At 38.8% G+C, this 3,385-nt stretch carries 5 protein-coding genes; 2 read left to right on the top strand and 3 right to left on the bottom strand.

Annotated elements, in window-relative coordinates:
• Nucleotides 1-53: 53 nt before the first annotated feature.
• The gene (locus tag MRT15_RS11445) at nt 54-512 is read left to right on the top strand and encodes a PD-(D/E)XK nuclease family protein (RefSeq protein ID WP_304330361.1); all 459 of its coding nucleotides are present in this window, start codon (nt 54-56) and stop codon (nt 510-512) included.
• A 745-nt stretch (nt 513-1,257) separates the two neighbouring features.
• Here MRT15_RS11445 and MRT15_RS11440 read toward each other — a convergent pair.
• From MRT15_RS11440 to MRT15_RS11430, 3 genes are read right to left on the bottom strand one after another with little or no spacing between them, the layout of a single operon-like run.
• Complete coding sequence (locus MRT15_RS11440; protein ID WP_304330360.1) at nt 1,258-1,605, bottom strand: BsaWI family type II restriction enzyme; 348 nt, start codon at nt 1,603-1,605, stop codon at nt 1,258-1,260.
• Nucleotides 1,602-1,988, bottom strand: coding sequence for a hypothetical protein (locus MRT15_RS11435; protein ID WP_304330359.1), 387 nt, complete (start codon nt 1,986-1,988; stop codon nt 1,602-1,604). The genes MRT15_RS11440 and MRT15_RS11435 overlap by 4 nt, the downstream gene beginning before the upstream one ends.
• Nucleotides 1,989-2,000: 12 nt before the next feature.
• The gene (locus tag MRT15_RS11430; protein ID WP_304330358.1) at nt 2,001-2,834 is read right to left on the bottom strand and encodes a site-specific DNA-methyltransferase; all 834 of its coding nucleotides are present in this window, start codon (nt 2,832-2,834) and stop codon (nt 2,001-2,003) included.
• Between the two features lie 272 nt (nt 2,835-3,106).
• On the opposite strand from MRT15_RS11430, the gene MRT15_RS11425 reads away from it, so the two are divergent.
• Nucleotides 3,107-3,385 (top strand): HEPN domain-containing protein (locus MRT15_RS11425; RefSeq protein ID WP_304330356.1); only part of this gene is annotated, 279 nt, incomplete at its 3' end.

Genomic DNA, 3,385 nt, shown 5'->3' with positions numbered 1-3,385 from the left:
AGTTTGCTGAAATACTCAAACGTTTAGAAGTTCATGATGAAAAGTTCATTTAGATACTTAAAAGGCTTGATAGGCATGAAAATGAGATCGCTGAGCTTAGGAAGGATATGAATAGGGGTTTTGAGCTCATGTATAGGCATATATCTGCTCTTGAAGCTAGGTGGGGGATAATGGCGGAGGATGCTTTCAGAGAGGGGTTAAGGGGGCTCCTCGAGAAGGAATTTAGGCTTAAGGTTGAGAGGTGGAGGGGGTACGATGAAAATGGCCTTGTCTTCGGCTATCCAAGCAACGTTGAAGTTGACGTAGCAGTCAAGGATGAGAAGATTATACTAATCGAAGTTTCATCGCATATAAGAGCTTCAGACGTATTCCAGTTCAAGAGGAAGGCAGAGCTATATCAAAGGAAGACTGGAAGGAAGCCTGATAGACTCCTCATAGTAACACCTTACGCTGATGAAAAGGCATTGGAAGCATCAAAAATGCTTGAAATAGAAGTCTACACAAACATCTAACCTTTAAAGCAAATTGAGGCAGGGCACCATTCATAAGCTCTTTCCAGATGTGCACACCGAAAGTTATAAGGCATGTTACTTAATTTATCATGGTTCTAAATAAATATGGAAGTCTTCTTCCCATGAAAGAGTCCTCCATCTCACAGCATGGAAACTCGAATAGGTAATGAAATTCTTAAACATTAAGGGTTCCTTCATAAGGTTGATGAGGAATCCAGTGGTCGTCGATGTAGGAGAATGTATTATTCAAATGTTTATTTTAGAATGTTGAAGTTTAAAGCAGTAGGATTAAGTTGAAGATGATGATATCTGAAAGCCTTGAGAAATTATTTAGGTTTAATCGGTTAGTTCAGTATTTGATGAAAACATAACTCTAATTCTAGATGATACAATATGAATGATGACCTAAGTTTTAAAGGGGGTATTTAAGGAGACATGTAAGGCACGTTTACACATGCAAACCCCCAACGTGCCGCCTCCCACCGTTAACGGCGAAAGCCATCAATGAAGCTGAGACAAAATAACATAAATACCGAGCTATGACCAAAAATGGTAGGCTAAGATCACATATTCCACCTAAACTTAAACACTTTATGTAATTTAGCTTCAGCTATTCATAGTTAGATGCTCAGTCAAGAGCTATTAATTAAAAAGACTATTACTTTAATTTAATTTTTCAAATTAGAATATAGGAGGCTATAATGAATTCCTTCATCATCCTTACATATAATGGACGTGGATATTATTATGATGCATATTTTTGCAGAATCTTTATGATATCATTGAAGCTGATTATCTTACTCATCATCACATTGAAATCAGATCTACTCCCATACTTCAACTTCCACTCTTCTACAATTTTGTTATACCTATCTGGATCCGTTATAACTGTGTAGTCGAGTACATGCATAACTATGTATCTATTGACATCTGACGTTACTTCTTCGTCTTTGTCGGTTGTTATGAAGATCACCTCTATACCTTTCGGCTTGAGCTCTCTACTCCAGAAGGCTGCTTCAGTCATCCTCTCCCTCAAACTAGTTTTGCATGACAATACAGCCACAACTTTCTCATAGACCTTATTCACTATCACAAAATCCACATCTGGGAGGTTTCGCTCCAATTCCTTATAGTTAGCTGATTTCTCAGGGTGGAGTTTGATGTGAGTTTTGATCCATGTATTATGTCTATTTTCTGTGATAGGAGCGAGTTGCTTGAGAGGATTTCATCGAGAGCTCTACATACAGCGTATTCATATAGAGTTCCCTTACACGACCTCCACCTCTGATCAGCACCTCTACCAACACCAAATATACTTCTCACTCCCCCTTCTGCAATGGTTTCGAAATGCTCGATTGCTTGACGGAAACTTAATCCATGCATCCTCACGTAATCGTCATAGAATTGTATGGCTTTGTTTAGGATTTCACTTGGGCAGAAGCGCGGACGTTTAATAATGTCACATCTATGAGTCATGGTGCATCGCCCTTAAAGTAGCCTCTTCACGTTTACCATAGCCTCCTTTATCAGCCTCTCTCTGGCTATTTCACAATACTTCCTACTGATATCGATGCCTATTGCCTTCCTCCTCAATAGGTATGCGGCTACAAGTGTCGTTCCACTACCTACAAATGGGTCTAACACCACATCCCCAACATATGAGAAGAGCTTTATACACCTCTTTGGTAGTTCTAGGGGGAATGGGGCTGGATGCCCAACCCTCTTGGGATTCTCACCTTGAAATGTCCATAAACCCAAAGTCCATTCCTTAAATTCCTCAGGCGTTATATCTGAATCTCCCCCCTCAAACCTCTTCCAACTATGCTTATAGAGCAATACTATTACCTCTACTGGGGCTATAACATATGGTGCAGATGCAGATGCAAAGGAACCCCAAGCCGTCCTCCTAGATATATTACTTTCATTCCATATTATCGTGCTGAAATATTCGAAGCCAACCCTCTTAGCTATTGAAACCACATCAACATAGACACTCTGGAAACCTTCACCAGTCCTACCCCTACTCTTATCTAAAGGTATGTTTAAACATATCCTACCATCAGGCTTCAGAATTTCATAAACCCTCCTCAACCACTTCTCCGTAAACTCCAAATACTTCTCATAGGGTATATTATCCCTATAACCCTCATACTCGATATCCACATTATATGGTGGCGAAGTAACCACAAGATCTATGCTATTGGGTTTTATGTAATCAACCTTAAGGAAATCATCATTAATTACAATTACACTCCCATCAGGAGTCCTATAAAAAACCTTATCCTCAGGAACCCCAAGCTTCCTCTCAACAGATACACTCATAAATTCACACCCAAATCAATAAAACTTCAACCCACCCCACAAGCTACCATCAATATCAATGTTATCAACATGATATATGAATATTGCGTATCAACATCGAAATTGCTACATCATGTTCTTAAAATAATGGGTGAACATAAATTTCCACAATAATACAATTCTACAAGCCTACATGGATGTTTAAAATTGATGTTTTCCCATAAGAGTAACATGATAACAACAAAGTTAATACATTGGTTTTGACAAGAGTTACGAGGAATGGTGTTTTATATTTGACACAGGAGTATAAGTATCTTCTGGAGAGGTCTAGGAGGTTCCTTGAAACTGCTGAATTGCAATTGGATAAGGGGTTTTATGATTTAGCAGTTTTTAGTCTAGAGCAGGCTCTCCAACTTTATCTCAAAGCATATCTTTTAAAGCTTGGGTTAGAACTCCAGAAGAAATGGAGTATTAGAAGGCTTCTTGAACTCATATACAAAATTACGAATTCTGAGGAGGTTAGAGGTGCATTAGCGAATTATGCTGTTGAGCTGGGTTCAATTGAAGATGCA

This window comes from Candidatus Culexarchaeum yellowstonense, from assembly GCF_024707025.1.
Classification (GTDB): Archaea; Thermoproteota; Methanomethylicia; order Culexarchaeales; family Culexarchaeaceae; genus Culexarchaeum.
This window is presented reverse-complemented; position numbering and strand designations above follow the sequence as displayed.

What these genes read in the sequence shown, in the direction of transcription:
- MRT15_RS11435 (WP_304330359.1), bottom strand. Translation starts at nt 1,988, where the DNA reads ATGACTCATAGATGTGACATTATTAAACGTCCGCGCTTCTGCCCAAGT.
- MRT15_RS11430 (WP_304330358.1), bottom strand. Translation starts at nt 2,834, where the DNA reads ATGAGTGTATCTGTTGAGAGGAAGCTTGGGGTTCCTGAGGATAAGGTT.